This window comes from Azospirillum sp. TSH64 (assembly GCF_003116035.1).
GTDB lineage: Bacteria > Pseudomonadota > Alphaproteobacteria > Azospirillales > Azospirillaceae > Azospirillum.
The window spans coordinates 3,677,558-3,681,847 of the sequence record NZ_LGQW01000015.1 but is presented as its reverse complement, the minus strand read 5'-3'; the positions used below and the strand labels follow the sequence as shown (position 1 = coordinate 3,681,847).

Annotated in this window: 2 protein-coding genes; both read right to left on the bottom strand. The window is 71.5% G+C overall.

The features are described 5' to 3' along the window. A partial coding sequence (locus TSH64_RS18110; protein WP_199237597.1) for a non-ribosomal peptide synthetase occupies positions 1 to 3,486 on the bottom strand: 3,486 nt, incomplete at its 3' end. Further along, a partial coding sequence (locus tag TSH64_RS18105; protein ID WP_146208128.1) for a phosphopantetheine-binding protein occupies positions 3,483 to 4,290 on the bottom strand: 808 nt, incomplete at its 5' end. The genes TSH64_RS18105 and TSH64_RS18110, both read right to left, overlap by 4 nt.

The window sequence follows — 4,290 nt, the reverse complement described above, 5'->3', positions numbered from 1 at the left end:
GCGCAGCCGCAGCAGCACCGACTGGTTCCAGTGGCTGCGGTTGGGGATCGGCTCCTCGAAGAACCAGCGCTGGATCGGAGTCAACGACAGCGCCCCGCAGACGAGGCCCTGCCCGGCGGCCGAAGTGGCCGGAGCGCCGGCGTCGCTGCGGGCGGCGCGGGCGAGCGCCTCCAGGGTCTGATGCTCGAAGACGTCGCGCGGGGTGAAGGACAGGCCGTGGCGGCGGGCGCGGCTGACCAGCTGGATGGAGAGGATGGAGTCCCCGCCCAGCTCGAAGAAGTTGTCGGTCACGCCGACGCTCTCCAGCCGCAGCAGCTCGCACCACAGCGCCGCCAGGGCGCGCTCGGCCGCGCTGCGCGGCGGCACCCGGGCCGACGACGCCGCCACCTCCGGCTCGGGCAGGGCCTTGCGGTCCAGCTTGCCGTTGGGCGTCAGCGGCAAACGCTCCAGCACCACGAGGTGCGTTGGCACCATGTAGTCCGGCAACGCCGCCTTCAGCCCGGCGCGCAGCCGCTCGACAAGGCCGGCGCCGGCATCATCGCCGCTACCTTCATCGCCAGCGGGCACGACATAGCCGACCAGACGCTTGCCGGAGCTGCCGTCGCGGGCGACCACCGCCGCCTCGCGCACGCCCTCCTGCGCCCGCAGCCGTGCCTCCACCTCGCCAAGCTCGATGCGGAAGCCGCGGATCTTCACCTGATGGTCGATCCGCCCGACATACTCGATCACCCCGTCGCCACGCTGGCGCACGAGGTCGCCGGTGCGGTAGAGCCGCCCGCCGCCGGCCGAGAACGGGTCGGCGACGAAGCGCTCCGCCGTCAGGCCGGGACGGTTCAGATAGCCCCGCGCCAACCCCGCGCCGCCAAGATAAAGTTCCCCGACCGCACCGAGCGGCAACGGATTCAGCGAAGCGTCGAGCACCAACGCCCGGCGCTCGCCGATCGCCTGGCCGATGGGAGCGGTTCCGGCTTGGCGTTCATCGCCGGCCTGCCAGACGAGAGGGGTGATCACCGCCTCGGTCGGACCGTAAGCGTTGAAGATCCGGCCGGTCCAGCCGGCGAGGCGCCCGGTGAGCGACAGATCCCAGGCCTCTCCGCCCAGGATGCAGGCACGCAGGCAATGGCCGGGCATGGCGGCGGCCAGGGCCTCGGCGTGGCGGGCAAGATAGGCCGGCGGCAGGTCGGCGACGGTGACGCCGTCGCGCAGGATCAGTGCCGCCAGCCGTTCCGGCGTGGACTCCGCCATGGCGCCCAGGACGACACCGGCCCCCGCCAGCAGGGGCATCAGGATCTGTTCGCTCGCCGCATCGAAGCCGAAGGAGGCGAAATGCAGCAGCCGATCCCCGGCGGTCATCCCATAAGCCTCGGCCGCCGCCAGACAGTGGCGGGCCAGCGCCCCGTGGGAAACCATGACGCCCTTGGGCGTCCCGGTCGACCCGGAGGTGTAGATCAGATAGGCCAAGGCTTCGTCCACCGGCGCCCGGAGAGCGCCCCCCGCGTCCAACTCATCCCCGCATATCCCGTCGCCACACACCCCGTCGGCGTTCAGCGTCAGGCAGGCCACCCCGGTCGGCATCGAGCCGAGCACACTGTCCTGCGCCAGGATCAGAGCCATGCCGCTATCGGCGATCATGCCCGCCAGCCGGTCATGGGGGAGGCGGGAATCGAGCGGCACATAGCCTCCACCCGCCTTCAGCACAGCCAGAAGTCCGACGACCATGGCTGGCGAAGGTTCGACCGCCAGCCCGACCCGGATATCCGGCCCGACACCCAGCGCACGGAGCCGCCGGGCTAACCGGTCCGAGCGGTCCTTCAAGGCACCGAAAGTCACCGGCCGCCCATCGGCCACCAGAGCGATGGCTTCGGGAGAGTCCGTCGCGCGGGCATCGAACAGCGTCGCGGGCGACAGGGCGGCGCCGGAGGCCGTCTTCGGGGGCACGGTGCCGGCGACATCCATGCTGTCTTTGGCCATGCGGTCGTCGGCCGTCAGGCGGATGGCCGCGACCGGACCGCCCGTCTCCGCGGCGAAGGCTGCGAGAATGCGCCGGTAATCTTCCGCCATCGCGGCGACCCGCTCCGCCGCATAGCGGTCGGCGGCATAGCGCAGGTCACAACGGATGCGTCCGCAATCGTCCTCCTCGACCTCCAGCGACAGGTCGAACAGGGCGACGCGGGGGCCGCCTGCGAGCGGCCGGATCGTCAGACCGGCGACCCGGTCCAGCGCCGACAGCCGACGGTGCTGATGGTTGAACATCACCTGGAACAGCGGATTGCGGTCGAGCCGGCGTTCCGGTCTCAGGGCGTCCACCAGATGCTCGAAGGGCAGATCCTGGTTGGCCTGGGCGTCGACCGACCGGTCGCGAACCTGCGCCAACACCTCGTGCAGACCGAGCCCGCCATGCAGGTCCGCGCCGATGACCTGACTGTTCACGAACAGGCCGATCAGTCGCTCGGTTTCGGCGCGATGACGCCCGGCGACCGGCACCCCCACCCGCACATCCCCCTGCCCGGTGTGACGGTGAAGCAGAAGCAGGAATGCGGCCAGCAGAAGATTGGCGACGGTTGCCCCCGTCTTGCCGGCCACGGTGCGCAGCCGGGCGCCGAGGGCATCGTCGAGGACGAACGGGACGCCCGCCTCCCGCCGGTCGGTGCCCTGCCCTTCGTCCGCAGCGCCCTCTCCGTCCCGCGGCAGCATCAGCTCCGGCTGCTCATCGCCCAACAGGGCACGCCAATGGTCGAGCTGCCGCCCCCCTTCGCCGCTGCGCAGGAGCCGGTCCTGCCACAGCGCATGGTCGGCATACTGGATCGGCAGCGGGGGCAACCCGGCGTCCCGCCCCTCCCGCCGGGCGGCATAGAGGGCAGAGAATTCCTCCACCAGCCGGTTCACCGACCAGCCATCGGCGGCGATGTGGTGGAGCGTCAGGAACAGCGCATGCTCGTCCTCCGCCAGCCGCACCAGCCGCAGGCGGACCGGCGGTGCCGCTTCCAGGTCGAAGGGGGTTGCCGCCTCCGCGTCAGCCAGGGCCTGCAGCTGGGTTTCCCGCTCGACAGGGGCCAGGGCCGACAGATCGTTCCAGGCGATGTCCGGGGGAGCGGCGGGATGGATGCGCTGCTCGGCCTCGCCGTCGCACGCCGGGTAGCTGGTCCGCAGCACCTCGTGCCGCGCCAGGATATCGGCGAAGGCGCCGGAAAATGCCTCCCGGTCAAGGGAACCGGTCAGGCTCAGACCGATCGGAATGTGATAGGCCCGGCTATGGCGGTCGAGCTGCCAGAGCACCCACAGCCGCCGCTGGGCATGGGACAGCGGCAGCCGGTCCGGCCGGCGACCGGGCAGGATCGGCAGCCGGGCGAAGGAAATTCCCGTTTCGGCCAAGCGCCGGAGGAACTCCTCCTGCCGGTCGGCGGGCAACGCGTGGAGGCGCCGGGCGATCTGGACAAGCGCGTCCGCCGGCCGCTCCGCCGGGTCATGCTGGACAGGCGTGGTCATTGGGCGGCCTCCGACGGCAAGGCTTCAAAATCGGCTTCGAGATCGGCCAGCAGGGCGTCCATGCGGGCGATCTCCTCCTCCGCGGCGCCGTCCGCCTTCTCCCGGTCGATCCGCGCCGCCAGCTCGGCCAGGGTCGGCGCTTCGAACAGGGTGCGCAGGGGCAGATCCACCGCGAGCCGCTCGCGGAGCTGCGCCGCCACCCGTGCCGCCAGCAGCGAGTGGCCGCCGAGCGTGAAGAAGCTGTCGGCGCCGCCGATACGCTCCACCCCGAGGACCGACCGCCAGATCTCCGCCACCGCATGTTCGGTCGCCGTGGATGGCGGAACATGCTCCACGCCGGCATCCGGCGCAGGCTCGGGCAGCGCCTTGCGGTCCAGCTTGCCGTTGGGCGTCAGCGGCAACCGCTCCAGCATCAGAAGGTGAGACGGAACCATGTAGTCCGGCAGAACGCGGCCAAGATGCTCCCTCAGCCGCCGCGGCAGCTCCGCGTCCGCATCGGCGGCGACATAGCCGACCAGACGCTTGCCGCCCGCACCATCGCGGGCGACCACCACCGCATCCCGCACCGCCGGATGGCCGCGCAGCACAGCCTCGATCTCGCCAAGCTCAATCCGCAGGCCGCGGATCTTCACCTGATGGTCGATCCGCCCGACATACTCGATCACCCCGTCCCCGCGCCGACGCGCCAGGTCGCCCGTCCGGTACATCCGGCCGCCGTCGGCGCAGAACGGATCGGCGACGAAGCGTTCCGCCGTCAGGCCGGCACGCCGGTGATAGCCGCGCGCCAGGCCCGCACCGGCGATG